This is a genomic window from Conexibacter woesei Iso977N (assembly GCF_000424625.1).
GTDB lineage: Bacteria > Actinomycetota > Thermoleophilia > Solirubrobacterales > Solirubrobacteraceae > Baekduia > Baekduia woesei_A.
On the sequence record NZ_AUKG01000002.1, the window covers coordinates 618,447 to 644,103 of the forward strand.

Consider the following 25,657-nt stretch of genomic DNA (forward strand, 5'->3'; position numbering starts at 1 on the left):
TCCTGGTGACGGGGCCGCGGCGGTCGGGGAAGAGCCGGGTTGCGGAGCGGCTGGCGGCTGAGGGTGGGGGAGATGTTGTCGTCCTTGCTCCGTTGACCGTCACCGACGACGAGATGGCGGCGCGGGTCGCGGTGCATCGGGCGGCACGGCCGGAGGGGTGGCGGACGGTCGAGGGGCAGGATGTCGTCGGGGCGCTTGGCGCGGTCGAGCCGGGCGTGACGGTGCTGCTCGACTCGCTCGGCACGTGGGTCAGCGAGCTGCTGTGGCGCGACGAGGGGACCGCCGATGCGATCCGGGAGTCCGCTCGTGAGTTCGCCCGCGCCGCTGCGGCGCGGGAGGGGCTGACGGTCGTGGTGGCGGAAGAGGCGGGGTGGGGGCCGGTGCCGCCGCATGCGCTGACGCGGGTGTGGCTCGACGTGCTCGGCGACGCGGTCCAGGCGGTGAGCGCGGTGGCGGACCGGGCGGTGCTCGTCGTCGCGGGGCGCGAGGTGGAGCTGCCGTGAGCGACGTGCATGGGGATGTGTGGGCGCGGGGTGCTGCGGCCGACCATGCGGTGAACGTCGCCACGGGTGGGCCGCCGGCGTGGCTGCTCGAAGCGCTGCGGGACGCGCTCGCCGGCGCCGTCGCCGCGTATCCGGACGAGCGCGAGGCCGTGGCGGCGGTGGCGGCGCGGCATGGGCGGCACCCGGCGGAGGTCGTGATGTTGAACGGCGCCGCGCAGGGCTATGGGTTGCTCGGCGCGCGGCGGCCGGTCGTGATCCACCCGCAGTTCATGGAGCCCGACCGGGTGCTGGGCGCGGAGCGGGTCGTGCTGAGCGACCCGTACATGTTGGATCCGGGCGTCGTGCCGGAGGAGGCCGACCTCGTTGTTATAGGTAATCCGACGAACCCGACGGGCGTCCTGCATCCGCGTGGCGCAGTCGCCGCGCTGGCGCGGGAGGGGCGGACGGTGCTCGTCGACGAGGCGTTCATGGACTTCGTCCCGGGCGAGCCGGAGTCGCTGGCGGGTGAGGCGCTGCCGGGCGTCGTCGTGCTGCGGTCGCTGACGAAGATCCTCGCCGTGCCGGGGCTGCGCGTCGGGTACCTGCTCGCGGAGGCGGGGCTGGCGCAGAGGCTGCGCGAGGCGCGGCAGGCGTGGGCGGTCAATGCCCTTGCCCTGGTCGCCGCGCGCGAGGCGACGGCCGAACGACTTGCGCCGATCGCCGCGCGCGCCCAGCAGGACCGGGCCGCGCTGGCCCAGGGACTGCGCGCGGCGCTGCCGGGAGCGACGGTGCACGACGGCGCGGCGAACTTCGTGTTGGTGCACTTGCCCCACGTCGATGGCGTCGAGCTCGCGCGCGTGCTGCGCGCGGAGGACGGCATCGCGATCCGTCCCGCCGGGACGTTCCCGGGCCTGGGCCCGGGCCACGTCCGCCTCACCGCACGCGGCGGCGAGGTGGACGCTCGCCTCGTCGCCGCCCTCAGCCGGCGCGCGTGAGGTCCGGGACCGGCAGCGGCGCGCAGCCGTCCGGGCCGCCCGCGCGGACGCCGGCGGCGCAGGTCGTCCCGAGCTCCGGCAGGTCGATCGCGGACGCGTGGCCCGGCTCGGTCAGGATGCTCACGTTGCCGCCGAGCCGCGCCAGCAGGGCCGGGATCGGCGGCAGCTCGTGCGGGAAGTCGGCCGGGTCGACGACGATCTTCAGGCGGTGCCCGGCCTTCAACACCCAGTTGGTCGGGAACACCTCGACGTCGACCGGCGTCGCGACGCCGCTCTGCACCGGCAGGACCGACGCCTTCGTGAACGGGTGCCACGGCTGGATCTCGTGCCCGCGCACCACGCGCGACCTCGACGCGTCGACCGCCCGGAACGACGCGCTCTGCCAGCCGGTCGTCATCCCGGTCGACGTGCCGTCCGGAGCGACATCATCAACGCGAACCGTCACCGCCGCGTCCGACGCGGTCGTCGTCAGCCACAGGTGCGCGGCGATCGGGCCGCTCAGCCGCAGGTCGCTCGACAGCGGCGCGCTCTCGTACGACGCGCCACCGCTCAGCGCGTTGGGCCGGTCGTCGGTGAAGCACGGCAGCGGCTCGCCGAGGCCCGCCGTCCACTGCCCGGTCGACATGGTGCAGATCCCGGACAGCGGGTGCTGCACGAACGTCTGCGGCGTCTCGGCCACGCCCGGCGCGTCGCCGCGCGTCAGCGTCGAGCCGCCGCGCAGGTACCACGTCTGCGGGTCGAGCTTCGGGTTGGGCCAGTCGGACTGCGTCTCGAACCTGTCGTCGCCATAGGCGTACTGCGTGACCTTCGGGATCGCGGCGATGTTGGTGTCGATCCCCTTCAAGTACTGGTCGAACCAGCGCAGCTGCAGGTCGGTGAGCGACGGCACGCCGTCGGCCGGCAGCCCAGAGCCCGTCGACCCGCTCACGTGCGTCCACGGCCCCATCACCAGGCGCGACGGGACCCGCGACTTCAGGCGCTCGTAGATCAGCGGCTCGCCGCGCTGGAACAGGTCGTGCAGCCCGCCGACGACGAACGTCGGCACCTGGATCCTGTCGAGCACCTCGATCGTCGACCGCGTCTTCCAGAACGGCCCGTCGTAGGCGACGTCGCCGCCCTGCAAGGACCCCAACAACGTCGGGAGCGTGAACGACGCCAGCCCGCCCACGTGCTGCAGCAGCGTCAGCGGGTCGGTGCCGACGAGCCCGCCCCCGGTGATCAACCCCATCCACAACGGGATGAACGACACGTTGATGTCGCCGCCGCTGAACACGATGTCGCGGTAGCCGTCGGCCATCGGCACGACCGGGAAGATCGCCTTCAGGTGCGGCGGGCGCAGCGCCGCGGTGAAGAGCTGGTTGAGCCCCATGTACGACGGCCCGTCGAGCCCGACCTTGCCGCTTGACCACGACTGCGCCGCCGCCCACTCGACGATGTCGTAGCCGTCCTGCTGCTCGCTGGGGCCGAACGAGTCCCAGGCCCCGGCGGACTTGCCGGTGCCGCGCACGTCCACGGTGACCTGCACGTAGCCGCGCTGGACGAGCGACGAGCCGCCCGCGCCGAGCGCGGTCGCCGCGACGTCCTTGCCGTAGGGCGTCTGCGTGATCAGCACGGGGAACCTTCCGGGCGCGTCGGGGCGCTCGACGTTGGCCCTCAGGACGGTCCCGTCGCGCATCGTGATCGGGACGTCCCTGTCGGTGACCGACGTGTACGTCGCCGCGCGCGTGTACGGCGTCCACGTCCCGCCGTCCGCGGAAGCGACCGCGGCGAAGACGCCGAGCATCGCGGCACACGTCGCCAGAACGGTGGCGACCTTCCTCCAAGAGCGACCCATGACCACCAGGAACGCAGCGGTTCCCCGGAACTTGCGGTCACGCGGTCACAACCGGGCGGTCCGGTACGACTCCTGGGGACCGATGCGCCTGGACGACCTCGACGACGCCGCGCTCCTGGCGGCGCTGCGCGCCGATCCGGAGGCGTTCGCGGCGCTGTACCGCCGCTACGAGCGGCCGGTGCTCGGCTACCTCGTCCGCCGCACGCGCAGGCCCGAGCTGGCCGCCGACCTGGCGGCCGAGACGTTCGCCGCCGCGCTGGAGTCGCTGCGCCGCGAGCACGGTCCCGCGACCCCGCAGCAGTTCGGCGCCTGGCTGTTCGGGATCGCGCGCAACAAGCTGGCGGACTCGATCCGCCGCGGCCGCGTCGAGGAGGGCGCGCGGCGCCGGCTGGCGCTGGAGCGCGTCACGCTCACCGACGCCGACCTCGAGGCGATCGACGCGCTCGGCACCGACGCCGAGCTCGACCAACTCCTCCAACAACTCCCGGACGAGCAGCGCGACGCGCTCCGCGCCCGGATCCTCGACGAGCGCGAGTACTCGGACATCGCGGGTGCGCTCGACACCTCCGCGCTCGTCGTCCGCAAGCGCGTGTCGCGCGGGCTCGGCGCGCTCCGCGCCCGTTTGAAGGAGACCGCCGCGTCATGAACCCCACCTTGCTCCCCGACCTCGAGGCCCAGCTGCGCGAGGCCGCACGCCGGACCCAGCCGCGCACGCTGACCGAGCAGGCCGCCCGCCGCGCCACCGCCCGGCCGCGCCGCAAGCTGCTGGTCGTCGCGCTGGCCGTCGTCCTGGTGCTCGCCTCGGCCGCGGTGGCCGGCGTCGTCGCGTTGCGCTCCGGCGCGCCCGCGCCGAAGGTGACGGGCCTCGGCCTGCCCTACCACGGCGCGGGCCGCGTGCTGCCGGGCGAGCGCGCGGCGATCGCGGTCACCGCGCCGGATCCGGACGGCGGCCCGAGCTGGGGCGTGCGCTCCTACCGGACCTCCCGCAAGGCGGCGTGCTGGCAGGCCGCGCGCGTCCTCGACGGGCGCCTCGGCGTGCTCGGGCGCGACGGGCTCCTGGGCGACGACGGCCTGTTCCACGCGTTGACGCCGACCGTCGACCGCTGCGCGCCGCTCGACGGCGCCGGGCGCCTCTACGTCGCGCAGCTGGCCCTGGCGCTCGACAACGGCGTCCAGGACCGCCTGACCTGCCGGCCCGCGGGCTTCGCGGTCGATCCCGGCAGGCCCGCCCTGCCGGACTGCCCGGACGGCAGCGCGCGCGAGGTCTTCTACGGCTTCCTCGGCCCGGCGGCGCGCGCGGTCACCGCGACCGCGCCCGGCCGCCGGCCCGTGCGCGTCGCGCTCAGCAGGGACGGCACCGGGACCTACCTGTACGTGGTGAAGCTCGACGACCCGCTGCGCGGGCTCCCGCTGACGTTGACCGCGCGCTACGCGGACGGGACGACGCGCGATGTCGAGCGGCGCCCGCCGACGTACGTGAGCCCGAGGCTCCCGTCGCTCGCGACGCTGCGCACGCCGCTGCACGTCACCAGGCGGCAGCTCGGCAAGAACACCAACTACACGGTGTCGTTCCGCGCGCCGGTGAGCGTGAAGCGCCTCGGCCTCGACTACCACGTGGCGGTCGACGGGCCGCGCCGCGGAGAGGGCCGCTCGTGCCGGCACCCGATGCGGTTCCTCGGCTTCGGCACGCAGGACGACGTACGCCGCGGCGAGCGCATCTCGTTCACGGTCACGCCCGGGATCGCGCTGCGCTACGACCACGGCTGGTGCCCGGGCACCTACCGCGTCAGGGTCGTCCTGCAGGACCGCCGCCACCCGCTCGGCGGCTTCACGTTCCGGGCGCGCTAGGACTCGTCGCCCGCGGCCAGCCGCGCCTGGACCGAGGCGACCTTGTCCGCCAGCGTCTGCGGCTTGTCGCGGCGCTCGTCGAGCTTCAGCACCGTGTAGACGCGTGGCAGACCGAGGTCGAAGGGCACCGCGTGCAGCTCGCCGACGAGCGCCAGGATGTCGGCGGTCTCGCCCTCGAGCGAGGTGCCCATCGCGTGCATGACGAACTTGACGCGTTCCTGCTCACCCAGCTTGCGCTGGATCGCGGCGATGTAGCGGCTGGCGGACGGATCGCTCCGGCCGAGCCCGATCACGGTCAGGTCTGCGGTGGCCACGCGGCCGACGGTACTACCAGGCCTGCGCGGTCCCGCAGTGCGGGCAGGCGACCGAGGTCGTGACCGGCGCCGTGAACTGGAAGCCGCAGGAGCACGAGTACAGCGCGCTGTCCTCGCAGGCCACGCACTCGCGGTGGCGGCGCTCGGCGCGGTGCTCGTCCGGTGCCGGGTCCGCGGCCGGGCGCTCGATCACGTGCGGCCGGCGCTCGGCGGTCGAGGCGGTGCGGGTGGGTCGAAGCGGGCGGACGCGCATGGTCGGTATCAGGCTCCTCGTACCTCCGGACACCATCGGCGACGAGAGGTTGCACCGATGATCGTCGGACTGCAGACACCCTTGAACGCGTCTGGACGCGTGCCCTACCCACGGTTGGGGAGCTGTTCCGGCGCGAAGGCTGCGATACTTCGTGTCGATGGACCCTGCACGCAAGCGCCGCGTACGACTCGTCGTGGCGCTGAGCGCGGCCCTCGTCCTGTCGGTCGCGCTCATCTACCAGAGCTTCAGCGCCTCGTCGGAGGCGCGCACCCCCAGCCAGCTGCTTGCGAGTGCCGATGCCGGCCGCAGCTACGAGCTGACGGGCAAGGTCGTCAACGGATCGATCCACAAGTCCGGGACGACCTACCAGTTCCGCGTCCGCGACCGCAACGGCAACGCCTCGGTGCCGATCCGCTACACGGGCTCGGTGGCCGACACGTTCCGTGACGGCCGCGAGGTCATCGTGACCGTCAAGCGCGAGGGCACCACGTTCGTCGGCGAGAGGGACTCGCTGGTCACGAAGTGCCCGTCGAAGTTCACGGACAAGACGAGCACAACGAAGTCGACCTAAGGTCGGTCACCAATGGCTGATCTGGGTCGCGGGCTGACGTTCCTGGCGTTCGCCGTCGCCGTCTACGGCGTCGGGGCAGCGCTCTATGGCGGGCTGACGGGCAAGCGCGAGTGGGTGACGAGCGCCCGCCGCGGCGTGTACGTCCTGGCCGCGCTGAGCACGGCCGCGTTCGTGGTGCTGATCGCCGCGTTCCTGCGCAACGACTTCAGCTTCACGGTCGTCCAGTCGCACAGCTCGACGACGACGCCGATCTTCTACAAGGCGGCCGCGTCGTGGTCCTCGCAGGAGGGCTCGCTGCTGCTGTGGCTGTTCCTGCTGAGCGTCTGGTCGTCGCTGGTCGTCTTCCTGACGCGCCACCGGATGCGCGACGTGCAGCCGTACGCGATCGCGATCCTGATGGGCTTCGCGACGTTCTTCTCGGCGCTGCTCGTCTTCAAGACCAAGCCGTTCGCGACGCTGCCGGTGACGCCGGCGGAGGGCACGGGCCTGAACCCGCTGCTGCGCCACCCGTCGATGATGATCCACCCGCCGATGCTCTACAGCGGCTACACGCTGTGGGCGGTGCCGTTCGCGTTCGCCGCGGGCGCGCTGATCGTCCGGCGCGTGGACGCCGAGTGGATCCAGGCGACGCGCCGCTTCGCGCTCGCCGCGTGGTTCTTCCTCGGCATCGGGATCTTCCTCGGCGCGCGCTGGTCCTACGCCGAGCTCGGCTGGGGCGGCTACTGGGCCTGGGACCCGGTCGAGAACGCGTCGCTGCTGCCGTGGCTGACCGGCACCGCGTTCCTGCACTCGATCATGGTGCAGGAGAAGCGGGGGATGCTGAAGACGTGGAACGCGTCGCTGATCCTGGCGACCGGGACGCTGGCGATCCTCGGCACGTTCCTGGTGCGCTCCGGGATCCTGGACTCGATCCACGCGTTCACGGGCTCGGACCTCGGCGTGCCGTTCGTGATCCTGATCGGCGCGATGATCATCGGCAGCGTGGTGCTGGTCGTCACGCGCCGCGACGTGCTCAGGAGCGAGCACAAGCTCGACTCGCTGCTGTCGCGCGAGGCGATGTTCCTGGGCAACAACCTTGTGCTGTGCGGCATGGCGTTCGTCGTCTTCTGGGGCACGTTCTTCCCGCTGATCAGCGAGGCCGTGACCGGCGAGAAGCAGTCGCTCGGGCCGCCCTGGTACGACAAGTACGTCGTGCCGATGGCGCTGATCCTGGTGCTGCTGTCCGGCATCGGCCCGGTGATCGCCTGGCGGCGCGCGACGCCCAGGAACGCACGGCGCAACTTCTTCTGGCCGACGGTCACCGGCGTCGGGACGCTGCTCGTGACGCTGCCGTTCGGCGTCGCCGGGCGGCCGTGGGCGTGGCTGGTGATCGGCGCCTCGGCGTTCGCGATCGGCACGATCGCGCAGGAGTTCTTCCGCGGCGTGCGCGCGCGGCGCGCGATGACCGGCGAGGCGTTCCCGCTCGCGTTCGTGACGCTGATCCGCCGCAACCGCCGGCGCTACGGCGGCTACACGATCCACTTCGGGATCGCGCTGCTGTTCATCGGCGTGGCCGCGTCGACCGCGTTCCAGCACGTCCGGACCGTCGAGCTGCACCCGGGCCAGAAGAGCGACCTCGGCCGCGGCTACGTGGCGCGCTACGACGGGCCGACGTCGCGGATCGACGTCACCAAGACCGGCGTCGAGCGGCTCGTGTTCGGCGCCAAGCTGACGGTCTTCAAGCACGGCAGGAGGGTCGGCGTGCTGCGGCCCGAGCGCGGCTACTACCCGATCGAGGGCGCGCCGTTCGCGGGCGCGATCGGGCGCTACTTCGACGGCGAGTCGACCTCCGAGATCGCGATGTTCGCGGGCTTCGGCCGTGACGTGTGGGCGGCGGTGACGCCCGACCTCGACCCGACGCTGGTCGACGTCAGGAAGGGCGACAAGATCTTCGCCAACGCGCTCGGCAAGATGAGCACGCAGGACTACTCGACCGCGCTGGGCACGGCGATCCGGGAGCTGACCACCAGCTACGCCAAGAGCGCGCCGCCGGCGACGTTCCGGCTGATCGTCTCGCCGCTCGTGGCGTGGGTCTGGATCGGCGGGCTGCTGGTGTTCCTCGGCGGGCTGATCTGCATCTGGCCGACCCCGGACCTCGCGCACCGGCGCGCGACCGCCGGCTACGCGGCCCGCGTCGCGAAGGACCTCGGGCGCGCCTAGGCGCGTCCGCGGGCACGCTGCATGGACGTGGTGGGTGTGGTGCTCGTCGGCGTGGCCGCGGTCGCGGCCGGCGTGGCGATCGCGCGGCCGCTGCGCGGCGCGCACGCCGAGGCCGACGACGCGGAGTACCTGTCGAGGCTGGAGGATCTCGAGGCCGCCAAGGAGTCCCGCTACCGCGAGATCCGGGAGGTCGAGATGGACTACCGGACCGGCAAGATCGACGAGGCCGACTGGAAGGCCATCGACCGCCAGCTACGCCAAGAGGCAATGGAACTGCTGCGCCGCTTGGATGCGCTCGGCGTCAGGGACGAGTAGCCTTCAGGGCGCAATGGTCGAAACGATCCTCAGCATCCTGCAGGTCATCATCTGCATCGTCATGATCTTCCTGGTGCTCATGCACTCGGGCAAGGACGCGGGCCTCTCCGGCGCCTTCGGCGTCGGCACCGGCCAGGGCTCGCTGGGCGGCGGCTCGCTGGTCGAGCGCAACCTGAACCGCTGGACGGTCGCCTTCGCGATCGCGTTCGCGGTCAACACGATCATCCTCCTGAAGATCAACTAGGCGCAGGACGAGCGGCCTTACGCCGCTGGTCCAGTTTCCGGTCCGAACGTCAGGTCAGCTCGCTGACCCGCCGAAGCGTGGGCCATGCGGTCCCCGCGCACCTTGCTCTTCGCCCTGCTCGTCGTCGCCTCGCTGGTGCTGCCCGCCGTCGCGGCGGCTGACACGGCCAGGCCGTACATCGTGGTCTTCGAGAGGTCCTCGGCTCCGGCCGCGCGCGCCGCGACCAGCGAGATCGCCGAGGATCAGGACCTCACGACGACGCAGCGCTACGACGACGCCGTGCACGGCTTCGCGGCGAAGCTCGACAGCGGCGACGTCAGGGAGCTGAAGAACGACCCGCGCGTGGCGGAGGTCGTCCCGGACAAGCCGGTCAGGATGACGTCGCTGGTCCCGCTCGCGTCGGGCGACAACATCCCGACCGGCGTGCGCCGCGTCGGCGGCGCGGTCGGAACGACCGTGCACCAGGCGAGCACCGCGAACGTCGCGGTCGTCGACACCGGTGTCGACCTCACGCACCCGGACCTCAACGCGGTCGCGGGGACGAACTGCGTCGGGTCCGGCGCGCCGCAGGACGACAACGGCCACGGGACCCACGTCGCCGGGATCATCGGCGCCAAGAACCAGGGCTCGGGCGCGGTCGGCGTCGCGCCGGGCACGAAGATCTACGCGGTCAAGGTGCTCAACGCGTCCGGGTCGGGCTACACGTCGCAGATCGTGTGCGGCCTGGACTGGGTGACCGCGACGCGCACCGACAGCGACCCCAACAACGACATCTCGGTCGTCAACATGTCCTTGGGCGGCGGCTCCTCGCCGACGGCCAACTGCGGGACGTCGGTCGGCGACGTCGAGCACATGGCGATCTGCCGCGCGACCGCCGCGGGCGTCACCTTCGTGGTCGCCGCGGGCAACTCGAACACCGACGAGCAGAGCTTCGCGCCGGCCAACGAGCCGGAGGTGCTGACGGTCACCTCGGTCAGCGACTCCGACGGGCTGCCGGGCGGTGTCGGCGGCGGCGCGACGTGCGGGTTCTCCGACGGCGACGACACGCCCGCGTCGTACTCCAACTACGCGACGCGCGCGGCGGAGATCGCGCACACGCTCGCCGCGCCGGGCACCTGCATCCGCTCGACCTACCGGGGCGGGATGTACGCGACGATGTCCGGCACGTCGATGGCCTCGCCGCACGTCGCGGGCCTGGTCGCGCTGTGCATGGGCGAGAACGGCGCACACGGGCCGTGCTGGGGCAAGACGCCGGCGCAGGTCATCAGGATGATGATCGACGCGTCGACGACCGCGGCGGCGCAGGCGCCGAACACGGTCTTCTCCGGCTCGCCGTCCAAGCCGCTGGCCAACGGGCGCTACTACGGCGACCTGGCGTCGACCGTCTTCCCGTCGGCACCCGGCCTGATCCCCGTCAACACGGCCGCGCCGACCGAGAGCGGGACGGCGGTCACCGGCCAGACGCTGACCGGCGGGACCGGCACGTGGAGCGGCTCTGGCAACTCCTACACCTACGACTGGGTGCGCTGCACGACGACGTCGATCGCGTCGTGCTCGGCGATCGCGGGCGCCACCGGGCAGACCTACACCTTGGTCAGCGGGGACGTCGGCAGGTACGTGCGCTTCCGCGTCAGGGCAGCCAACTCCGACGGCGCCGGGCTGGCGCGCTCGGCTGCCACCGTCGCGGTCACCGCACCGGTCGTCGTCGCACCCGCGGTCACGGCCGCCCCGGCGCTCAGCGGGAGCGCCACGGTCGGCGCGACGCTGACCGGAACGAACGGCAGGTGGTCGGGGACCGCGCCGTTCACCTACAGCACGGTCTGGCTGCGCTGCAACGACGGGACGGTGGGGTCGTGCACGGCGCTCAGCGGCCAGTCGGCTTCGACCTACACCCTCACGGCCGCCGACAAGGGCAAGTACCTGCGCTTCCAGGTGACGGCCCGCAACGCCAAGGCGGCGGTCACGACACGCTCGGTTGCCACGCCCATCGTGACCGGCCCGCCGCCGCCGGCGAACTCGGTCCTGCCGACGATCAACGGCACGACCGCTGCGGGGACGCTGACCGTGGGGACGACGCTGACGGGCTCGCAGGGCACGTGGTCGGGGTCGCCGACGAGCTATCCGAAGGCCTGGCTGCGCTGCACGACGACCACGCTCTCGTCGTGCGCCGCGATCTCCGGCTCGACCGCGGCGACCTACGTCGCGACGGCCGCCGACCGCGGCAGGTACCTGCGCTTCCAGGTGACGGCGACCAACCCCTTCGGGTCGACGACGGTGCGCTCCAACACGATGTTGATCAGGTAGCCGCAGCCGGCCGCTAGGGTCGGGCGCATGGCGGCGTTCGACCTGACGGGCAAGACGGTGTTGATCACGGGCTCGACCGATGGGCTCGGTCGCGCGCTGGCGCGCGAGGTGCTCGACGCGGGCGCGACGGTGATCGTCCATGGTCGCTCGCCGGAGCGGATCGAGGCGACGGTCGACGAGCTCGACGGCGGCGGCGCGGTGCGCGCGTACCGCGCGGACTTCGCGTCGCTGGCAGAGGTGCACGGGCTGGCCGACGCGCTGGTCGCGGCCGACGAGCGCGTGGACGTGCTGGTCAACAACGCGGGGATCGGCGCCGACGGCGGGCGCGAGCTCTCGCGCGACGGCTTCGAGCTGCACTTCGCCGTCAACTACCTGGCGGGGTTCGCGCTGACGCAGCGGCTGATGGCGGAGGACCGCGTGGGATCGCGGATCGTCAACGTGTCGTCGCTCGGCCAGCAGGCGCTGGACTTCGACGACCTCCAGCTCGAGCAGGGCTACTCCGGGATCCGTGCGTACTGCCAGAGCAAGCTCGCGCAGATCTTGTACAGCTTCGAGCTGACGCCCCAGCTGGCGCCGGCGGTCACCGTCAACGCGCTGCACCCGGCGACGTACATGCCGACCAAGATGGTGCCCTCGCCGATCTCGACGCTGGAAGAAGGGGTCGAGGCGACGTTCCGGCTGGTCGCCGATCCGGCGCTGGACGGCACGACCGGCGCGTTCTTCGACGGCCTGCGGCAGGCCACTCCGGATGCCCAGGCCGCCGACGCGGAAGCGCGGCGGCGGCTCTGGGCGGTGTCGGAGGAGCTGACCGCGCGGCGTTAGCAGCCGAGCGGCTTGCCGGAGCGGTCGCCCGGCCTGCGGTCGCGCAAGGTGATGGGCTTGCTCGACGAGACGGTGTTGCCGTCCTTGTCCTTGGCGGACATCTTGACCGTGTAGCGGCCGGGCGAGCCCTTGGCGGCGGGCGCGTCGCCGGTCGGGTAGAAGCGGCCGTCCTTCAGGGCGATCGAGAAGGTGTAGCACTTGGACGCCTTGCCGCCGACCGAGCCGATGGAGCCGCCGCCGTGGCCGCTGAGCGTGGCGCCGGCGCGGATCAGGCCGTCGAAGCGGCGCGGGAGCTGACCGTGCGTCTTGACGACGACGATGATCTCGCGCTTGTTCAGCGGCCTGAAGCTGTCGTAGTAGGCGTAGCCGCCCTCGACCTTGATGGAGGACTTGGTCGCGGGGACCGTCGGGGCGTGCGTGCTGCTGCCGGCGATCGCGGAGGCCGTGGGGACGGCAGCGGCGGCGGCGACGGCGAGCAGGGGGAGGAGAGCAATGCGGGTCATGCTCTCTACAACCCCGCCCGCGCGCCCACGTGACGCCCACCCAGGGTGAGCGTGTTCACACCCTCTCAGACGCGCACGACGAGGTCGTTGCAGATCTTGTCGTGCCAGCACTGGTTCCTGTCGTCCCACAGCATCCAGAAGTATCCGAGGAAGATCGGGATCGCCGAGAGGATGCGCGCGAAGTAGCGCAGGAACGCGCGGCCGTAGCCGATCGGCGCGCCGCCGGCCTCGTCGAGGACCTTGATGTTGGCCGCCTGCTTGCCGAGCGTCTGGCCGGTCGACCCCTCGAAGTACGTGAAGTAGGCGATGCCGAGCACGATGCTCAGGCCCTCCCCGGCGCCGTGCAGAACGACTCGGAGGATCGTCCCGACGATGCCCAGGAGGATCCCGTCGAGCAGGGATGCGCCGAAGCGGATCCAGAAGCCGGCGAGCTCGTTGGACGGAGGTGTGGTGGAGCCCGGCGACTCGGGCGCCAGGAAGGAGGGGTCGCTCATGGTGAGCGAGAACCTACCTGTAAGGGTGGCGTTGCAATCAGCCGGTGATGCGGAAGCCGCTCGCGCGCAGGGCGGGCGTCACGGTGCCGAGGGCGAAGCGGCGGCCGTAGTACTCGGCCTCGGAGGTCAGGCGAGAGGATGAGGTCAGCGCCTCGGTCGCCTCGAGGATGCGGAGGATCGAGTCGGTCAGGCGGACGTCGCGCAGCGGGCGGGTGATCCGGCCGTCCTCGATCAGGAACGTGCCGTCGCGGGTCGTGCCGGTCACGAGCGTCTGCTTGGGGTGGACGACGTTGAGGTACCAGAGGCGCGTCACGTAGATGCCGCGCTCGATCGGCTGGGCGAGCTCCGCGACATCTTGGGCACCGCCGCCGACGAGGACCAGGTTGGTGGCGTGGGGGCCGGAGGCCGCGCCGCCGGGCGCGATCGCGTGGCCGGTGGAGACCGCGCCGTCGCCGGCGACCGCGGCGCTGCGCGTGTCGTGGACGACGCGGTGCGCCACGCCGTCCTGGATCAGCGGGATCGGCGCCTTCGGGACGCCCTCGAAGTCGAACGCGCGCGGCCACGTCCTGGCGAAGCGCGGCGCGTCGCTGAGGTTGATCGCCGACGCGGCGACGCGCGTGCCGAGGCGGCCGTCGAGCGCGCCGCGGCCCTCGGCGTGCGCGAGCCCGTTGAACGCGAGGCCCGCGAGCATCTCCAGCAGGCCGCCGACCGCCTCGGCGTCGAGGACGACCGGGTACTCGCCGGGCTCGAGGCGCGCGGGCTCGGTGCCGGCGCTGTCCGCCGGGACCTTCGCGGCGGCGGCGCGGGCGATCGCGGCGCCGTCGATCGCGCCCGCGCCGACCGCGGCCTGCGAGAACTGGCCGGTGCGCGCGTCGCTCGCGCGGCGCAGCATGACCTTCATGTAGGCGTCGGTCACGCGGTCGACCGCGTGGATGCCGGTCGACGAGGCGATCGCCGTCTCGACGGCGCCCACGGTGTAGGCGCCGAAGGCCTCCAGGTCGTGCTCGGCCGCGACGCCGAACGCGGCGGCCAGCGCCGCGCCGCCCGGCGCGGGGTCGATCCGGGCGGTGTCCAAGTCATAGCCATCGTGTTGCTTGTAGCCCGCCTCCGGCGGTGCCGGGAGGCCGGGGTGGTCGCCCGGCCCGCCCGCGGCGCGCGCCGCGGCCTCGGCGGCGTCCATCGCGCGCCGGGCGGTGGCGCGCAGCGCGTCGTCGGTCGTGACGTTGGTCGTCGCGCCGCCGACGTGGCCGTCGCGGACCGCGAGCAGGTGGACGCTCGTGTCGTCCAGCTCGGTCGCCTGGGTCGGCGCGCTGCGCGCGTAGCGCAGCAGCAGCGAGCGCTCGCGCTCGACGGTCGCCTGGCCCTCGCCGTCGAGGAACGACAGCGCGTGCGCGGCGAGGTCGCCGCACGCGGACGGCTCCGCGCCGCTCACGACGCCACTCCGACCCGGACGTCGCGGAACCGCGCGGGCGCCGTCCCGTGCGAGACGTGCATCACCTGGCCCGGCTCGCCCTTGCCGCAGTTCGTCAGCCCCCACAGGCGCCACTCGTCCGCCCCGCAGACCGCGTCCAAGGACCCCCAGAACTCCGGCGTGATCCCCATGTACAACGGGTTCCGGTACAACTTGCCCAGCTCGCCGCCGCGGATCTCGCGCGCGACTTCGGTCGCGAACTGGAACTGCCAGCGGCGGTCGTCGATCGACCAGGAGCGGTTGGACTCCAGGTACAGCGCGCCGTCCTCGGTGTCGGCGATCAGGTCGCCCAGCGATCCCGCCGAGCCCGGCTCGACCGACACGTTGGTCATCCGCACGATCGGCTGGCGCGCGAAGCCCTCGGCGCGGGCGCAGCCGCCGGACGCGCCGAGCCCGATCGCGGCGGCCGACTGGCGGTCGCTGAGCGTGGCCTGCAGCTCGCCGCCGACGATCAGCGGCGTCCGGGCGCCGGGCACGCCCTCGTCGTCCCAGCCGAACGTCCCGAGCGCGCCGGGGATCGTCGCGTCGGCGGTGACGTTCAGCGCGTCGGAGCCGTAGCGCAGGCCGCCGGTGATGTCGTCGACCTTGACCCACGACGTGCCCGCGTAGGACGCCTCGCCCAGCAGCATGCGGTCGAGCTCCAGCGCGTGGCCGATCGACTCGTGCAGCTGGAGCGCGAGCTGCTCGGCGTGCAGGACGATCGTGCGCCGCCCTTCCGGGACCTCGGGCGCGGTCAGCAGCTCGATCGCCTCGCCGGCGACGCGCGGCGCGTTGCCGACCAGGTCGAGGCCGACGACCTGCTCCCAGCCCGCGGCCGCCACGGTCCCGCCGTGCGAGCACGGGTAGGTCCGGGTCTGCAGCTCGCCGTCGCCGACGGCGGTCGCGGCGATCCCGGCGCCGCACTCGGTCAGCTCCTGCGTCACGGCGGTGCCGTCGCTCGTCACCAGCGCCTTGCGCGTGCGCATCAGCGACGCCTCGGCGTCGGCGCGCACGATCCGGGCGTCGCCGCGCATCGCGGCGACCGCGGCGAAGAGCAGCGCCAGGCGCTCCTCCAGGGGCAACATGAAGGGGTCGATCGCGCACGGCGAGGCCCAGTGGCCGGTGGCGGGGACGACTGGCGCCAGCGGCCGCGCGCCCGCCGCGGGCTGCGCGGCGGCGACGGCCAGCGCGCGCTTCAGCGCCGCCTCGGCGCCCGCGGGCGTGACGTCCCGCGTCGCCGCGAAGCCCCACGCGCCGCCGACGAGCACGCGGACGCCGATGCCCTCCGACTCGGTCGCGTCGACGGCGTCGACGAGGTCGTCGTGCACGGCCAGGTGCTCCTCGACCGCGTGGACGTGCCGCGCCTCCGCGTAGGCGCAGTGGCCGGCGGCGCGGTCGACGGTCTCCCGGAGCAGGTCGAGCACGCCTCGCACCCTAGAACGCTTCGGCGTACAGGGCGCGCAGTTCGTCGCGATCGGCGGCGGGAGGGGTGAAGGCCAGCTCGGCACGCTTCGCCGCGGCGTCGGCGCAGGCGTCGAGGGCGGCCTCGTCGACGCCGAGGCGGCGGATGCTGTCGGCGCCCGCGCGGCGGGCCAGGCGCTCGGCGAGCGTCCGGAGCGTCCCGTCGGGGTCGACGTGGCCGGGCGCGCGGCGCTCGAGCGCGGAGATCGCGGCGGGCAGGACGGCGGCGTTGGCCTGGCCGTGGCCGGCGCCGCCGATCCGGACGAGCGTCTGGGAGAGGACGTGGCTGAGGCCGTAGTGTGCCGAGCCGATCGCGTAGCCCGACAGCAGCGCGGCGTGGGCGAGCTGGGTGCGGCCGTTGTAGGACGGGTCCTCGCCCTCGACGAGCCAGGCGGCGTCGATCAGCCGCGCGGCCTCGCGCGCGGCGAGCGTCGGGACCGTCGAGGCCCTGGTCGTGACCGGCGCCTCGACCGCGTGCGCGAGCGCGTTGGCCGACGACGCCGCCAGCTCGCCCGGGGGCTGCGACGCGCTCAGGTCGGGGTCGTTGATGACCAGCGCGGGGCGGACCGCGCGGGCGGTCGCCTCGTGGCCCGCGGGCTTGCGGTGGACGGCCGTCATCTCGGCGGCGCTGAGCGTCGTCGGGATCGCCGCGGCGCGCGCGTTCGGGCGGCAGCCCGCGACGGCCTTGGCGACGTCGATGACGCGCCCGCCGCCGAGCGCGGCGATCAGCCCGTCGTAATCCGCCAGCTCCTCGTGGACCTCGGCGGCAAGTTCATCAACAAGTCCGGGCGCGACGTGGATCACGCGCGCCGCGCCCTCCACGACCTGCGCCGGGACCGCGGCCGCCGCGCGCTCGGTCGTCAGCAACACGTAGGTGTCGCCCAGCAGCTCCGGCGCGTCCGCGATCACCCCACGGCCGAACCGGATCAGCCGCTCGCCGTCCTGCCACGTGAAGTCCATGCGCCCGACGATATCCGGCGGGAGTGACATCGACGGGCGCAGGGTATCCGGGAACCGTGCAAAAGCTCTCATCGGTCATGGCGCTTCTCCTGGTCGGCGCGGGCGCCACGGCACCGGGCGCCGCCGCCTCGGCGCCGGTGACGGTCCCGGGCTGGACGCAGGAGCCGGGCTCGGTCGCCGTGGACGGCGCGGGCCGCGGGCTGGTCGCCTTCGGCCACGGCGAGCACGCGTGGGCGGTGTCGGTCGCGCCGGACGGGACGCTCTCCGGCCTCGGGAGGATCGCCGCGCCGCGCACGGAGGGCGGACCCGCGTACGTGACCGCCGCGCTCAGCGACCGCGGCGACGCGGTCGTCGAGTACTCATCCTCCGGTGGCTCGGCGCCCGGACCGGACGGCTACGGCTTCGTCTTCCGCCCGTGGATCTCGCGCTTCGCGTGGGGCACCGCGCCGAGCGGCGCCCAGCGCGCCGCGGCGATCAGGCCGCTGCGCGTCGACCAGGCGTTCCCGGTCGTCCGGCCGGACGGCAGCGTGCTGCTCTCCTACACCGCGAACGACATCCCCTCCGGCAGGAACACGACGTCGCTGGCGCTCGCGCGGCCGGACGCCCGCGTGACGTACGGGCCTGCCGTCAAGGCGCTGCGTCACGCCGGCGCGCGCTCGCTGACCGCGCTGCCCGACGGCCGCGCGGTCGGCGCCTGGGCAACCAAGAGCATGTTGTTGGTCGGGACGTTCGCGGCCGGCGCGAGCACGCCGAGGGTCGAGCGCTTCAGGGCCGACGGCAGGACGCTCGGCACCGGGCCGGTCGGCGTGGACGACAAGGGCGACGAGGTCGTCGCGTGGCAGGTGCTGCCGCCCGGCGCCGACAGGGGCCCGGATCCCATTCGCGTCGCCGCCCGGCCCGCGGGTGCCAAGCGCTTCGGCGCGCCGCACGCGGTCGGCATCCGCGCCGACGTGCTGCTCGACGCGGTCGTCGGGCCGAACGGCGACGCCGCGTTCCTGATGTTCCACGGCAACACCGCCTACGTCGTCCGGCGCACCCGCGACGGCGCGCTGCTGCCGCGGCTGGCGATCCCCGGCGCCGAGCAGAGTGGGTACAGCGACGGCAGCGAGGAGAGCTCGGCGCGCCACACGCTCGCGGTCACGGCGAGCGGCGCGGTGCTGATCGCCACGGGCGACCAGGCCGGCGGCAGGCTGCTGCAGATCGCGCCGGACGGGACGCAGTCGGTCGTCGCGGAGTCGCCCGGCTGCGACGCCGACGGCGTCGTCGTCAACCGCGCCGGCGCCGGCCTGATGACGCTGCGCTGCGCGAAGACGCGCGCCGTGCAGACGTTCACGGTCCCGCAGGCCGCCGCCGCGCGAGCGCACGCCGCCGCAGCCGCGAGGCCGGGCGGCCGCGTGATCGCCTCCGGCCGCGGCGTCGCGAGGCTCAGCGCCTACGGCGGCGCGCTCGTCTTCTCCAAGCGCGACTCGGCGACCAAGCGCTGGTCCTTGATGCTCTGGCGCGCAGGGCATGTTCATCGACTTGCCGTCCCGACGCGAGCGATCCCGTTCGATGCCGATGCCGGCCCGGGCGCGGATGGCAGACCGGTTGCCGTCTTCTCATCCTGCACCAAGGACCCCAACTACTCCGGCGACTGGCTGAAGGCCGCGGGCTGCCACGTCGAACGGATCGCGCTGACGGGCGGGAACGCCAGGCCGGTCGCGGTTCCCGGCACGGGCGGCCCGGGCGTCTCGGACACGACGCCGTCGATCTGGCGCGGCACGGTCGCCTTCGCACGCCACCAGGACGGCGGGACGAGGTCGCAGGTGTACACCTTGCCGACCGGCGCGGCGCCCGTCGCTCGGCCGATGCCGAAGGTCCGGTGCGCGAGCGACTGCGACGACGTCCGGATCCTCACGACGGTCCAGGACCTCGACCTCGGACCCAAGACGGTGGTGTTGACCTCGCAGCAGGACGGCGGCGACACGTTCGGCGTCGGGCTGCAGACGACGCTGCAGGTCGATCCGCTCGACGGCGCCAGGCCGAGCGCGCTGGTTGAGGGCTTCGACGACGGCGCGTGTGGCTACGTCTACCCCCACGACGTCACCGCGACGACCGCGCTCGACGGCGCGTTCTGGGTCGCCGAGGGCTCGACCTGCGACACGCCCGACGCGGACTTCGGCGCGTACGGCCCGGGCAGGCGCCGGCGCGTCTCACACCCGCAGGGTGGTGTGCTCGTCAGCGCCACGCGCGCGGGGAGGACGACCTACTGGCTGCGCGCCGACCGCCGGATCCTCGCCGACGGCGACGGCATCGACGCCGAGGCGTGCGTCGCGGCCAGGGCGCGCTGCGCGATCGTCGCGGATCCCGCGCTGCCGTGGAGGAACGTGCCCAAGGGCCAGGCGATCGGCCCCTACCCCGAGGACGAGTAGCACCTGCGCGCCAGGTTCCCTGGACGTTCGTAAAGGTGCGTATGCCCTTGCGTGCCAAGGGCTCCTGACGCAGATAGGGTCGCGCGCATGCTCGCCCGCCGTCGCCGTTCCATCGCTCTCGCCGTCGCCGTCTCTGCCGCGCTCACCCCGGTTGCGCTCGCCCATGCCGCGAGGGTCCCGACGATCGACGTGTGGTCGGGCAAGACCCACAGGAAGGCCGACGGGATGTTCCTGTCCAACGTGCGCGGGACCATCGCCGTGTCGGTCCAGATCACCGTCAACTGCCTGGCGACCGACGGCACCAAGACGCCGACCTCGTTCAGCGCCAACGGCCGGCTATTGGGCGGCAGGGTCACGATCATCAACCAGAAGGCCGGGCCGAACGCGACGCTGACGATCAGCGCCAGGTTGCCCAGGACGAGGGCCGCGACCGGCACCGTCAGGTGGAACCAGGCCGCGACCAACACGCTGAAGGCGTGCGCGGGCGGCGACACCTTCAAGTTGAAGCACGCGATCTCACACGGCGGCTGACGCCGCGGCTAGCGCGGCTGGAGGATCAGGCAGGTCGAGGTCGCGTGGGCGACCTTCCGGCCCGTGCCCTCCTCCACGATCGTCGCCTCCGCCAGGACCGCGGTCGCGCCGCGGTTGAGCACCCTGCCCTCGGCGACCAGGCGCGCGCCGCCGGCGAACGACGGGCGCAGGAAGTTCACCTTCAGCTCCAAGGTGGTGTACATGACGCCGGCCGGCAGCGTCGTGTGCACCGCGCAGCCCATCGCGGAGTCCAGCAGCGTCGTCATGATGCCGCCGTGCACGGTCCCGAGCGGGTTGGTGTGCTCGGTATGCGGGTCCATCGAGAACACCGCCTCGCCCTCGTCGGCGCGGTCGAGCGAGAACCCCAACAACTCCGCGACCGGCGGCGGCGTGCCCGCGCCGCTGATGATCGCGCGCATCTGCTCCAGGCCGGTCAGGGCCAGGTCGACGGTCGCGTCGCTCACGCGACCACCTCCGGGGACATCGAGACGATCGCCTCTTCAATCTCCTCCGCCACGCTCTCCTGGCGCACCACGAGCGGCCCGACGAGCAGGAACGCCAGCGCCGACAGCGCGGCCGCGCCGGTCATCATCCACCAGGCGTCGTGGAACGCGCTCTCGACCTCGCTCGGCGACGGCGTCCCGATCACGGCCACCAACAACGCGACGCCGAGCGCGCTGCCGAACTGGCGGCTCATCGTCAGGACGGCCGAGCCGGTCGCCAGCCGCGCGGGCGGCAGCTGCGCGGTCGCCGCGCTGGCCAGCGACGGGTTGACGAGCCCGACGCCCATGCCGCCGATCAGCATCCCGGGCAGGTAGTCGGCCGCGTAGTGGACCTCGGTGCCGAGGTGCGTCGCCCACCACACGCCCGCCACCGCGAACAGCGCGGCGCCGACCGCGCCGACCGTCCGCGGCCCGATCCTGCCCGACAGGATCCCGCCCGCGACCGCGAACAGCGCGGCGAACGCCGGGCCCGGCGCGATCTTCAGGCCCGCGTTCAGCGCGGTCTCGTGCCAGACCTCGGTCAGCCACAGGACCGACCCCAACAACATCGCGCTGAACCCGATGAAGAAGAATACGCCCGCGGCGTTGGACGCGGCGAACGCCCGGACCCTCAGCAGCTCGGGCTCGACGACCGGGACCGCGACGCGGCCGCTGCGGATCGCGAAGGCAATGCCCAGCACAACGGCGGCGGCGAACAGCGCCAGCACGCGCGGGTCGGTCCAGCCCCAGTCCGGACCCTCGATGATCGCGGCGATCAGCGTCGCGACGCTCGCGGTCAGCAGCCCGGCGCTGAGGAGGTCCGGCGCGGGCGCGTCCTCCTCGCGGATCTCGCGCAGCACGCGCGCGCCGAGGACGATCGCACCAACCCCTACAGGAAGGTTGACGAGGAACACCCAGCGCCACGACAGCTCGACCAGCAGCCCGCCGATGACCGGCCCGGCCGCCGCCGCGGTGCCGCCGACCGCCGCCCACAGGCCGATCGCCAGCCCGCGCTTCTCGGGCGGGAACTCCGGCAGCAGCAGGCCGAGTGAGGCCGGCATCAGGACCGCGGCGCCCGCGGCCTGCACGACGCGCGCGGCGATCAGGACGCCGACGCCCGGCGCGATCGCGCACGCGGCGCTCGCCGCCGTGAACAGCGCCAGCCCGCCGAGGAACGCGCGCTTGCGCCCGGCGCGGTCGGCCCAGCGCCCGGCGGGGACGAGCAGCGCGGCGAAGACGATCGCGTAGGCGTTGAGGATCCAGGACAGCGACGCCAGCGACGTCCCGGCGAAGTCGCCCTGGATGTCGGGGAACGCGATGTTGACGATGAAGAGGTCGAGGCTCGCGACGAAGACCCCGACGGAGACGATCGACGCGACACGGGCGCGGTGGCTCATGCGCCGCAGGCTAGCGGAGTGAGTTGCATGTCGCAACTCACTCCGTGGCGACGGCCTCCCGGCGGACGATGACGACGACCGAGGCGATCACCAGCGCCATCCCGGCGACCGTCGCGGCGGCGACCGACTCGCTCAGGAACAGCGCGCCGAGCGCGACCGCGATCACCGGGTTGACGTAGGCGTAGGTCGACACCCGCGAGATCGGCGCGTTGGACAGCAGCCAGGAGTACGCGGTGAACGCGACGATCGAGCCGACGACCACGAGGTAGGCGAGCGCCGCGAGCGACTTCGCGCTGAACGCACCGACATCGACGTCGCCGCCCTCGCCGCCGAGCAGCCCGCCGATCGTCAGGATCCCGCCGCCGAGCAGCAGCGACCACGCGGTCGACAGCAGCGGGTCCTTCGGCAGGTCCACGCGCGGGGAGATGAACGACCCCAGTGCCCACGAGAACGCGGCGACGATCACCAGCAGCGTCATCCCGAGCGGGACGTCGTCGGGGCGCCCGCCGGGCAGCATCAGGATCCCGACGCCGACGAACCCGAGCGCGACGCCGCCGAGCGTCGCGCGGTCCGGGCGGTCGCCGGTCACGCCGCGCAGCAACACGATGATCAACGGCTCGCTGGCGATCAGCAGCGCGGCGAGCCCGGACGGCACGTCCCTCTCGGCGACCGTGACGAGCCCGTTGCCGCCCGCGGCCAGCAGCGAGCCGACGACCAGGCACCAGCCGAGCTGCGCGCGCGTGACCCGGACGCTCGACTTGTAGAGCAGGAACGCGAGCATCGCGCCGCCCGCGATCAGGAAGCGCACGCCCGCGCCGAGCGCGGGCGGGACGGTCTCGACCATCACGCGGATCGCGAGGTAGGTCGAGCCCCAGATCAGGTAGATGGCGCCGAGCGCCGCCCACACCCGCATCACCTGAGGAGGGGACGGAGAGGGAGGAGCGGCGCTGGCGCGCATCAGGTGCCCGACGGTGGTGTCACCGCGCGAGGAGCGCGGGACGCCGGCGGGCGTTCACACCGGTGCGCCGGAGGATGTCCCGGCGGCCACGGACGAGCGCCGTGTCGGCGGCGCGCGTCTTGAGCAGGGCCACCAGGTCGGCGGTCGGTGCGAAGGGGTTGGCGATCGTGGTGCCGGTCTCGGTCGCGAGCGCGGCGAGCAGCCTGCCGTCGCGCTCGGCGACGAGGACCGGGCCGGTGAGGGGCCGGCGCGAGTCGAGGCGGGCGAGCCGCTCGAGCGTCGCCGCGTCGTCGGGGTAGGCGGGACGGATGACGACGGCGGCGATGAGGGGGAGCTTCGGGGAGGAGGGGGCGCTGCGGGGCATGGACAGGATCATGGGCGTTGCGCGCGATTAGCTCAAATGACATTTGATGACCGACCGAGTAAGTTCTGCTTATGCTTGACGTCCGCCGCCTCAGGGTCCTGCGCGAGGTGGCTGCGCAGGGGTCGTTCTCCGCCGCCGCCGAGGCGCTGTCCTACACGCAGTCGGCGGTGTCGCAGCAGATCGCCGCGCTGGAGCGCGAGGCCGGCTCGAAGCTCGTGGAGCGCAGCGCGCGCGGCGTGTCGCTGACCGACGCCGGCAGGGCGCTGGTCGTCCACGCCGACGCGATCCTCGCGCGGCTGGCCGACGCCGAGGAGGAGCTGCACGCGATCGCCGGGCTGCGCGGCGGGCGGCTGCGCCTGGCGGCGTTCTCGAGCGCGTGCTGCACGCTGATGCCGCTGGCGGTCGCGCGCTTCCGGGAGCGCCATCCGGGCGTGGAGCTGTCGCTGGTCCCGGCCGAGCCCGAGGACGGCGCGAAGCTGCTGCGGACCGGTGAGGCCGACGTCGCGCTGTCGATCGAGACGACGTTCGCCAAGCGCCACGAGGACGACCTCGACGTCGTCACGCTGCTCGACGATCCCATGTACATCATGTTGCCCCGCGACCATCCGATGGCGAGCCGGTCGCGGCTGAAGCTCGCCGACCTCGTCGACGAGCCGTGGATGATCGGGACCGCGGGGACGTGCCCGGACACGTCGATCTTCCTGCGCGCGTGCGCGGCCGCGGGCTTCGAGCCGAACATCGCCTTCAACCTCGACGACTACAACGCGATCCAGGGCTTCGTCGCCGCGGGGATGGGCATCTCGTTCATCCCCGACCTCGCGCTGGTCAACGTGCGCGACGACGTGGTCGTCCGGTCGTTCGGCCCGGGCCGCCCGCCGGTCCGGCGGATCGTGGGGCTGACGCTGGCCGACTCGTTCCGGTCGCCGGCCAAGCAGGCGATGCTCGACGTACTGCTCGAGGTCGCCGCGGAGTTCGGCGCGGGGCGGACCGAGCTGGCGCTCGCCTCCTAGCCGCGTGGACCTCTTCACCGTCGGGCACTCGTCGCACAGCGTCGCCGCGTTCGCGGGGCTGCTGCGCGGCGCCGGCGTCGTCCAGGTCGCCGACGTGCGCCGCTGGCCGCGCTCGCGGCGCCACCCGCACTTCGACGACGACGCGCTGGCGGTCGAGCTGGCGGCGTCCGGGATCGCCTACGCGCATGTGGTGGAGCTCGGCGGCCATCGCGATCCGGTGGCGGGGTCGGTCAACGACGGCTGGGAGCTGCCGGCCTTCAACGGCTACGCCGACCACATGGCGTCGGCCGAGTTCGCGCGCGGGTTGGAGAAGTTGATGGCCTTGGCCGCGGCGCGCCCGACCGCGGTGATGTGCGCCGAGGGCGACTGGCACCGCTGCCACCGCCAGCTGATCGCCGACGTCGTCGAGCTGCGCGGGCTCGCGCAGGTCCGGCATGTTGGTGTGGATGGCGCGATCGAGCCGCACGCGGTCACGGCGTTCGCCGTCTTCGAGGGCGACAGCGGGCTGCCGCGCTACCCGGCGCAGCAGCTCGGGCTCGCCTTCTGAGCTAGACGATGGGGTTGGTCAGCTCGCCCAGACCGGGCGCGCTGATCGTCACGAGGTCGCCGGGCTGCAGCCAGCGCGGCGTCGCGCCGTCCTCGGTGTTCAGCTCCAGCAGGCAGCCGCGGTTCAGCGTGCCCGAGCCGAGGACGTCGCCGGGGCGCAGCTCGGTCTCGCGCGCCGCCTGGGCGACGAGCTGCGGCCACGACCAGTGCATCGCGCCGGCGTCGGACTCCGAGAGGACCTCGCCGTTGACCTCGACCTTCGCGGTCAGCGCCAGGCGCCCGTCCTCGATCGGCAGCTCGTCGGGCGTGACCAGCCACGGGCCGAGCGACGTCGCGAAGTCCTTGCCCTTGGCCGGCCCGAGGCCGACGCTCATCTCGCGGCCCTGGATGTCGCGCGCCGACCAGTCGTTGAGCAGCGTGTAGCCGGCGATCTCGGCGTCCTCGCCGATCACGGCCGCGATCTCCAGCTCGAAGTCGAGCAGCTCGCAGCCGGCGGGGCGCCTGACCGCGTCGCGCGGGCCGACGATCCCGGCGGGGTTGGAGAAGTAGAAGACCGGCGCCTCGTACCAGGCGTCCGGGATCGCGTCGAGGCCGCGCAGGCGCTGGCCGGTCGCGACGTGGCCCTCGTAGGCGAAGAAGTCGCGGACCGACGGCGGCGTCGTGACCGGCGCCTGCAGGAAGACGTCGGCCAGCGCGTGGTCGCGGCCGGCCGGCGCGTGGCCCTCGCCCCGGAGGTAGTCGAGCATCGTGTGGGCCGCCAGCTCGACGACGCGCTCGCCGTCGAGGCGGCCGACGCGCTGCGCGCCGTGGGGATCGCGGAACGTGACGAGGCGCATTCGGCAACGGACGGTAGTGGTTGTGCGGGCCCCTGTGGGAGTGAGCACGAACACCTGCAAACGTCCGCAAAAC

The 25,657-nt window shown here is 73.3% G+C and carries 27 protein-coding genes; 14 read left to right on the forward strand and 13 right to left on the reverse strand.

What is annotated here, in order from left to right:
• Positions 1 to 5: 5 nt before the first annotated feature.
• Together H030_RS0115230 and H030_RS32495 are read left to right on the forward strand one after the other, a co-directional pair.
• Positions 6 to 503: a bifunctional adenosylcobinamide kinase/adenosylcobinamide-phosphate guanylyltransferase gene (locus H030_RS0115230; RefSeq protein WP_231398507.1), complete on the forward strand. Its 498-nt coding sequence runs from the start codon at positions 6 to 8 to the stop codon at positions 501 to 503.
• Complete coding sequence (locus H030_RS32495) at positions 500 to 1,477, forward strand: aminotransferase class I/II-fold pyridoxal phosphate-dependent enzyme (protein WP_081690835.1); 978 nt, start codon at positions 500 to 502, stop codon at positions 1,475 to 1,477. The genes H030_RS0115230 and H030_RS32495 overlap by 4 nt, the downstream gene beginning before the upstream one ends.
• Here the strand turns inward: H030_RS32495 and H030_RS32500 are convergent.
• The gene (locus H030_RS32500) at positions 1,461 to 3,311 is read right to left on the reverse strand and encodes a CocE/NonD family hydrolase (RefSeq protein WP_081690836.1); all 1,851 of its coding nucleotides are present in this window, start codon (positions 3,309 to 3,311) and stop codon (positions 1,461 to 1,463) included. The genes H030_RS32495 and H030_RS32500 overlap by 17 nt on opposite strands.
• 82 nt (positions 3,312 to 3,393) lie before the next feature.
• Between H030_RS32500 and H030_RS0115245 the strand changes: the two genes are divergently transcribed.
• Both H030_RS0115245 and H030_RS0115250 read left to right on the forward strand, forming a co-directional pair.
• Complete coding sequence (locus tag H030_RS0115245; RefSeq protein ID WP_035127770.1) at positions 3,394 to 3,957, forward strand: RNA polymerase sigma factor; 564 nt, start codon at positions 3,394 to 3,396, stop codon at positions 3,955 to 3,957.
• Positions 3,954 to 5,159 carry a hypothetical protein gene (locus H030_RS0115250; protein ID WP_027006737.1) on the forward strand — a complete coding sequence of 402 codons (1,206 nt, stop codon included), beginning with the start codon at positions 3,954 to 3,956 and terminating at the stop codon, positions 5,157 to 5,159. Before H030_RS0115245 ends, H030_RS0115250 begins: the two co-directional genes overlap by 4 nt.
• On the opposite strand, the gene H030_RS0115255 is transcribed toward H030_RS0115250, so the two are convergent.
• Both H030_RS0115255 and H030_RS0115260 read right to left on the reverse strand, forming a co-directional pair.
• On the reverse strand, positions 5,156 to 5,473 hold the full coding sequence (locus H030_RS0115255) for an MTH1187 family thiamine-binding protein (RefSeq protein ID WP_027006738.1): 318 nt from the start codon (positions 5,471 to 5,473) through the stop codon (positions 5,156 to 5,158). The two genes, H030_RS0115250 and H030_RS0115255, sit on opposite strands and share 4 nt — an antisense overlap.
• Before the next feature lie 13 nt (positions 5,474 to 5,486).
• Entirely contained in the window at positions 5,487 to 5,726 is a 240-nt protein-coding gene (locus H030_RS0115260; protein WP_027006739.1) for a hypothetical protein, read from the reverse strand.
• 157 nt (positions 5,727 to 5,883) lie between these two features.
• Here H030_RS0115260 and H030_RS32505 point away from each other — a divergent pair, with 157 nt between their 5' ends.
• The 6 genes from H030_RS32505 (at position 5,884) to H030_RS0115290 (ending at position 12,181) form a co-directional block, all read left to right on the forward strand.
• Positions 5,884 to 6,297, forward strand: coding sequence for a cytochrome c maturation protein CcmE (locus H030_RS32505; RefSeq protein WP_081690838.1), 414 nt, complete (start codon positions 5,884 to 5,886; stop codon positions 6,295 to 6,297).
• A gap of 12 nt (positions 6,298 to 6,309) precedes the next feature.
• A complete protein-coding gene (locus H030_RS0115270) occupies positions 6,310 to 8,496 on the forward strand; it encodes a heme lyase CcmF/NrfE family subunit (protein WP_027006741.1) in 2,187 nt (728 codons plus the stop codon).
• A 21-nt stretch (positions 8,497 to 8,517) separates the two neighbouring features.
• A complete protein-coding gene (locus tag H030_RS0115275) occupies positions 8,518 to 8,811 on the forward strand; it encodes a hypothetical protein (RefSeq protein ID WP_155892065.1) in 294 nt (97 codons plus the stop codon).
• Positions 8,812 to 8,824: 13 nt separating this feature from the next.
• Complete coding sequence (secG, locus tag H030_RS0115280; RefSeq protein ID WP_027006743.1) at positions 8,825 to 9,055, forward strand: preprotein translocase subunit SecG; 231 nt, start codon at positions 8,825 to 8,827, stop codon at positions 9,053 to 9,055.
• 84 nt (positions 9,056 to 9,139) lie between these two features.
• Positions 9,140 to 11,359, forward strand: a complete 2,220-nt coding sequence (locus tag H030_RS37200) for a S8 family serine peptidase (RefSeq protein ID WP_051222804.1) — start codon at positions 9,140 to 9,142, stop codon at positions 11,357 to 11,359.
• 27 nt (positions 11,360 to 11,386) lie between these two features.
• Positions 11,387 to 12,181, forward strand: coding sequence for an SDR family NAD(P)-dependent oxidoreductase (locus H030_RS0115290; protein ID WP_035127774.1), 795 nt, complete (start codon positions 11,387 to 11,389; stop codon positions 12,179 to 12,181).
• Here H030_RS0115290 and H030_RS0115295 read toward each other — a convergent pair.
• The 5 genes from H030_RS0115295 to H030_RS37210 form a co-directional block, all read right to left on the reverse strand.
• Complete coding sequence (locus tag H030_RS0115295; protein WP_027006745.1) at positions 12,178 to 12,684, reverse strand: hypothetical protein; 507 nt, start codon at positions 12,682 to 12,684, stop codon at positions 12,178 to 12,180. The two genes, H030_RS0115290 and H030_RS0115295, sit on opposite strands and share 4 nt — an antisense overlap.
• Positions 12,685 to 12,749: 65 nt before the next feature.
• Positions 12,750 to 13,178, reverse strand: a complete 429-nt coding sequence (locus tag H030_RS32515) for an RDD family protein (RefSeq protein ID WP_051222806.1) — start codon at positions 13,176 to 13,178, stop codon at positions 12,750 to 12,752.
• Positions 13,179 to 13,215: 37 nt separating this feature from the next.
• Positions 13,216 to 14,610, reverse strand: a complete 1,395-nt coding sequence (locus tag H030_RS37205; protein WP_051222808.1) for a metallopeptidase TldD-related protein — start codon at positions 14,608 to 14,610, stop codon at positions 13,216 to 13,218.
• Positions 14,607 to 16,052, reverse strand: a complete 1,446-nt coding sequence (locus H030_RS0115310; protein ID WP_196809146.1) for a TldD/PmbA family protein — start codon at positions 16,050 to 16,052, stop codon at positions 14,607 to 14,609. Before H030_RS0115310 ends, H030_RS37205 begins: the two co-directional genes overlap by 4 nt.
• A 10-nt stretch (positions 16,053 to 16,062) precedes the next feature.
• Entirely contained in the window at positions 16,063 to 17,049 is a 987-nt protein-coding gene (locus tag H030_RS37210) for an iron-containing alcohol dehydrogenase (protein ID WP_027006747.1), read from the reverse strand.
• A gap of 77 nt (positions 17,050 to 17,126) precedes the next feature.
• Between H030_RS37210 and H030_RS0115320 the strand changes: the two genes are divergently transcribed.
• Together H030_RS0115320 and H030_RS0115325 are read left to right on the forward strand one after the other, a co-directional pair.
• Entirely contained in the window at positions 17,127 to 19,460 is a 2,334-nt protein-coding gene (locus H030_RS0115320) for a hypothetical protein (protein WP_027006748.1), read from the forward strand.
• An 87-nt stretch (positions 19,461 to 19,547) separates the two neighbouring features.
• Complete coding sequence (locus tag H030_RS0115325; RefSeq protein ID WP_027006749.1) at positions 19,548 to 19,991, forward strand: hypothetical protein; 444 nt, start codon at positions 19,548 to 19,550, stop codon at positions 19,989 to 19,991.
• 8 nt (positions 19,992 to 19,999) lie between these two features.
• On the opposite strand, the gene H030_RS0115330 is transcribed toward H030_RS0115325, so the two are convergent.
• The 4 genes from H030_RS0115330 to H030_RS0115345 form a co-directional block, all read right to left on the reverse strand.
• Positions 20,000 to 20,455, reverse strand: a complete 456-nt coding sequence (locus H030_RS0115330) for a PaaI family thioesterase (protein ID WP_027006750.1) — start codon at positions 20,453 to 20,455, stop codon at positions 20,000 to 20,002.
• Entirely contained in the window at positions 20,452 to 21,870 is a 1,419-nt protein-coding gene (locus H030_RS32530; RefSeq protein WP_081690841.1) for a DHA2 family efflux MFS transporter permease subunit, read from the reverse strand. Before H030_RS32530 ends, H030_RS0115330 begins: the two co-directional genes overlap by 4 nt.
• Before the next feature lie 37 nt (positions 21,871 to 21,907).
• Entirely contained in the window at positions 21,908 to 22,783 is an 876-nt protein-coding gene (locus tag H030_RS32535; protein WP_035127779.1) for an EamA family transporter, read from the reverse strand.
• 64 nt (positions 22,784 to 22,847) lie between these two features.
• The gene (locus tag H030_RS0115345) at positions 22,848 to 23,192 is read right to left on the reverse strand and encodes a hypothetical protein (RefSeq protein WP_155892067.1); all 345 of its coding nucleotides are present in this window, start codon (positions 23,190 to 23,192) and stop codon (positions 22,848 to 22,850) included.
• Between the two features lie 71 nt (positions 23,193 to 23,263).
• Here H030_RS0115345 and H030_RS0115350 point away from each other — a divergent pair, with 71 nt between their 5' ends.
• Entirely contained in the window at positions 23,264 to 24,202 is a 939-nt protein-coding gene (locus tag H030_RS0115350; RefSeq protein WP_027006752.1) for a LysR family transcriptional regulator, read from the forward strand.
• A 4-nt stretch (positions 24,203 to 24,206) separates the two neighbouring features.
• A complete protein-coding gene (locus H030_RS32540) occupies positions 24,207 to 24,749 on the forward strand; it encodes a DUF488 family protein (RefSeq protein WP_051222813.1) in 543 nt (180 codons plus the stop codon).
• A 1-nt stretch (position 24,750) separates the two neighbouring features.
• Here H030_RS32540 and H030_RS0115360 read toward each other — a convergent pair whose 3' ends face one another.
• On the reverse strand, positions 24,751 to 25,584 hold the full coding sequence (locus H030_RS0115360) for a fumarylacetoacetate hydrolase family protein (protein WP_027006753.1): 834 nt from the start codon (positions 25,582 to 25,584) through the stop codon (positions 24,751 to 24,753).
• Positions 25,585 to 25,657 lie beyond the last annotated feature (73 nt).

Bases quoted from the DNA above. Each gene is read 5' to 3' on its own strand.
- secG (WP_027006743.1), top strand. From the start codon at position 8,825: ATGGTCGAAACGATCCTCAGCATCCTGCAGGTCATCATCTGCATCGTC.
- H030_RS0115245 (WP_035127770.1), top strand. From the start codon at position 3,394: ATGCGCCTGGACGACCTCGACGACGCCGCGCTCCTGGCGGCGCTGCGC.
- H030_RS32500 (WP_081690836.1), bottom strand. From the start codon at position 3,311: ATGGGTCGCTCTTGGAGGAAGGTCGCCACCGTTCTGGCGACGTGTGCC.
- H030_RS0115295 (WP_027006745.1), bottom strand. From the start codon at position 12,684: ATGACCCGCATTGCTCTCCTCCCCCTGCTCGCCGTCGCCGCCGCCGCT.
- H030_RS32535 (WP_035127779.1), bottom strand. From the start codon at position 22,783: ATGCGGGTGTGGGCGGCGCTCGGCGCCATCTACCTGATCTGGGGCTCG.
- H030_RS32530 (WP_081690841.1), bottom strand. From the start codon at position 21,870: ATGAGCCACCGCGCCCGTGTCGCGTCGATCGTCTCCGTCGGGGTCTTC.
- H030_RS0115260 (WP_027006739.1), bottom strand. From the start codon at position 5,726: ATGCGCGTCCGCCCGCTTCGACCCACCCGCACCGCCTCGACCGCCGAG.
- H030_RS0115250 (WP_027006737.1), top strand. From the start codon at position 3,954: ATGAACCCCACCTTGCTCCCCGACCTCGAGGCCCAGCTGCGCGAGGCC.
- H030_RS0115270 (WP_027006741.1), top strand. From the start codon at position 6,310: ATGGCTGATCTGGGTCGCGGGCTGACGTTCCTGGCGTTCGCCGTCGCC.
- H030_RS0115325 (WP_027006749.1), top strand. From the start codon at position 19,548: ATGCTCGCCCGCCGTCGCCGTTCCATCGCTCTCGCCGTCGCCGTCTCT.
- H030_RS0115345 (WP_155892067.1), bottom strand. From the start codon at position 23,192: ATGCCCCGCAGCGCCCCCTCCTCCCCGAAGCTCCCCCTCATCGCCGCC.
- H030_RS0115360 (WP_027006753.1), bottom strand. From the start codon at position 25,584: ATGCGCCTCGTCACGTTCCGCGATCCCCACGGCGCGCAGCGCGTCGGC.
- H030_RS37210 (WP_027006747.1), bottom strand. From the start codon at position 17,049: ATGGACTTCACGTGGCAGGACGGCGAGCGGCTGATCCGGTTCGGCCGT.
- H030_RS32505 (WP_081690838.1), top strand. From the start codon at position 5,884: ATGGACCCTGCACGCAAGCGCCGCGTACGACTCGTCGTGGCGCTGAGC.
- H030_RS0115320 (WP_027006748.1), top strand. From the start codon at position 17,127: ATGGCGCTTCTCCTGGTCGGCGCGGGCGCCACGGCACCGGGCGCCGCC.
- H030_RS37200 (WP_051222804.1), top strand. From the start codon at position 9,140: ATGCGGTCCCCGCGCACCTTGCTCTTCGCCCTGCTCGTCGTCGCCTCG.
- H030_RS32515 (WP_051222806.1), bottom strand. From the start codon at position 13,178: ATGAGCGACCCCTCCTTCCTGGCGCCCGAGTCGCCGGGCTCCACCACA.
- H030_RS0115350 (WP_027006752.1), top strand. From the start codon at position 23,264: ATGCTTGACGTCCGCCGCCTCAGGGTCCTGCGCGAGGTGGCTGCGCAG.
- H030_RS0115290 (WP_035127774.1), top strand. From the start codon at position 11,387: ATGGCGGCGTTCGACCTGACGGGCAAGACGGTGTTGATCACGGGCTCG.
- H030_RS0115275 (WP_155892065.1), top strand. From the start codon at position 8,518: ATGGACGTGGTGGGTGTGGTGCTCGTCGGCGTGGCCGCGGTCGCGGCC.